The following is a 2,887-nucleotide window of genomic DNA, read 5'->3' on the forward strand; positions in this document are numbered from 1 at the left end:
TGGGGTTGTAGGACCACGACATTCTATGCGGATTGAACCGGAATTACCTGGAAAGGTAAACCAAAGAGGGTGATAGTCCTGTATGGGTAAGAGAAGATATAGATAGTGGTATCCTGAGTAGCGCGGGGCACGTGAAACCCTGTGTGAATTTGGCGGGACCATCCGCTAAGGCTAAATACTCCTGAGAGACCGATAGTGAACCAGTACCGTGAGGGAAAGGTGAAAAGAACCGTGAATAACGGAGTGAAATAGATCCTGAAACCATACGCTTACAAGCGGTCGGAGCCCTTTCGTGGGGTGACGGCGTGCCTTTTGCATAATGAGCCTACGAGTTACCGTTGCTGGCAAGGATAAGTACTTATGGTATGGATCCGTAGCGAAAGCGAGTCTGAATAGGGCGCTTTAGTCAGTAATGGTAGACGCGAAACCGTGTGATCTACCCATGGACAGGTTGAAGCTGTGGTAACACATAGTGGAGGACCGAACCCGTTGACGTTGAAAAGTCTTGGGATGATCTGTGGGTAGGGGTGAAAGGCCAATCAAACTCGGAAATAGCTCGTACTCCCCGAAATGCATTTAGGTGCAGCGCTGGGTATAAGTTATATAGAGGTAGAGCTACTGATTGGATGCGGGGGCTTCATCGCCTACCAATTCCTGACAAACTCCGAATGCTATATAATGTTTACCAGCAGTGAGGGCATGGGTGCTAAGGTCCATGTCCGAGAGGGAAAGAACCCAGACCATCAGCTAAGGTCCCCAAATATATGCTAAGTTGAAATAACGAGGTTTGTCTGCCCAGACAGCTAGGATGTTGGCTTGGAAGCAGCCATTCATTTAAAGAGTGCGTAACAGCTCACTAGTCGAGCGGACGAGCATGGATAATAATCGGGCATAAGCATATTACCGAAGCTATGGATTTACGTTTTACGTAAGTGGTAGGGGAGCATTCTAAACTGGGTCGAAGGTGTGATGTGAGTCATGCTGGACTGTTTAGAAAAGAAAATGTAGGCATAAGTAACGATAATGCGGGCGAGAAACCCGCACACCGAAAAACTAAGGTTTCCACAGCTATGCTAATCAGCTGTGGGTTAGTCTGGTCCTAAGGCGAACCCGAAAGGGACAGTCGATGGCTAACGGGTTAATATTCCCGTACTACTTATAATTGTGATGGAGAGACGCAGTGGTGAAAGTACCGCGAACTGACGGAATAGTTCGTTAAAGCACTTAGCTATAGGCCCGGTAGGCAAATCCGCTGGGACTGGTGAAATGCGATAGTACACGGAGTCTTCGGACAAAGTGATAGTGTACCTAAAGGCTGCCAAGAAAATCTTCTAAACTTAGATTATAAGTACCAGTACCGTAAACCGACACAGGTAGTTGAGGAGAGAATCCTAAGGTGCTCGAGAGATTCATGGCTAAGGAATTAGGCAAAATGGACCCGTAACTTCGGGAGAAGGGTCGCCAGCAGCAATGCTGGCCGCAGTGAAAAAATCCAGGCGACTGTTTATCAAAAACACAGGGCTCTGCAAAATCGTAAGATGAAGTATAGGGCCTGACACCTGCCCGGTGCTTGAAGGTTAAGTGGAGATGTTATCTTCGGAGAAGCATTGAAATGAAGCCCAAGTAAACGGCGGCCGTAACTATAACGGTCCTAAGGTAGCGAAATTCCTTGTCGGGTAAGTTCCGACCTGCACGAATGGTGTAACGATCTGGATACTGTCTCAGCCATGAGCTCGGTGAAATTGTAGTAGCGGTGAAGATGCCGCTTACCCGCAGTGGGACGAAAAGACCCTGTGCACCTTTACTATAGCTTAATATTGACCTTGGACACGTGATGTGTAGGATAGGTGGGAGACTGTGAAGTGGCGTCGCTAGGCGTTGTGGAGTCATTGTTGAAATACCACCCTTTGCTTGTCTGAGGCCTAACCCCGCGCTGCGGGGGACATTGTTTGGTGGGTAGTTTGACTGGGGTGGTCGCCTCCAAAAGAGTAACGGAGGCTTCTAAAGGTTCCCTCAGCACGCTTGGTAACCGTGCGTAGAGTGCAATGGCATAAGGGAGCTTGACTGAGAGACATACAGGTCGATCAGGTACGAAAGTAGAGCATAGTGATCCGGTGGTTCCGCATGGAAGGGCCATCGCTCAAAGGATAAAAGGTACGCCGGGGATAACAGGCTGATCTCCCCCAAGAGCTCATATCGACGGGGGGGTTTGGCACCTCGATGTCGGCTCGTCACATCCTGGGGCTGGAGAAGGTCCCAAGGGTTGGGCTGTTCGCCCATTAAAGTGGCACGCGAGCTGGGTTCAGAACGTCGTGAGACAGTTCGGTCTCTATCTACTGTGGGCGTTAGAAATTTGAGTGGATCTGATTCTAGTACGAGAGGACCGAATTGGACTAACCGCTGGTGTATCTGTTGTTCCGCCAGGAGCACTGCAGAGTAGCTACGTTGGGAAGGGATAAGCGCTGAAAGCATATAAGCGCGAAACCCACCACAAGATGAGATTTCTTTTAAGGGTCCTAGAAGATGACTAGGTCGATAGGCTATAGATGTAAAGGCAGTAATGTCATAGTCGAGTAGTACTAATAACCCGTTAGCTTATGTATAAATCTGCGCCTTCGGGCGCAGAGAAACTTTCTTTAAATTTATTTATCTCAGTATGTTAAGATATTATTACAATTACGAATTTAAAATTATGAATTACGAATTGTAAATGTTGTCCAAAGCAACATAACCTCTTAAGGTGGTTATTGCGTCGGGGCTCACCTCTTCCCATTCCGAACAGAGAAGTTAAGCCCGATTGCGCAGATGGTACTGCAGTTATGTGGGAGAGTATGTCGCCGCCTTTCTTTTGAAAAGCCCTATCAGTAATGATAGGGCTTTTTTGTTA

The 2,887-nt window shown here is 47.9% G+C and carries 2 rRNA genes (1 of these 2 cut by a window edge); both read left to right on the top strand.

Annotated features, from left to right (window positions below):
- Positions 1-2,603, top strand: a 23S ribosomal RNA gene (locus tag AAEO58_RS13415) (it extends 359 nt beyond the left edge of the window).
- A gap of 133 nt (positions 2,604-2,736) precedes the next feature.
- Positions 2,737-2,846 (top strand): 5S ribosomal RNA (rrf, locus tag AAEO58_RS13420).
- Positions 2,847-2,887: the final 41 nt, after the last annotated feature.

This window comes from Flavobacterium helocola, assembly GCF_038289885.1.
Lineage (GTDB): Bacteria > Bacteroidota > Bacteroidia > Flavobacteriales > Flavobacteriaceae > Flavobacterium > Flavobacterium cheniae.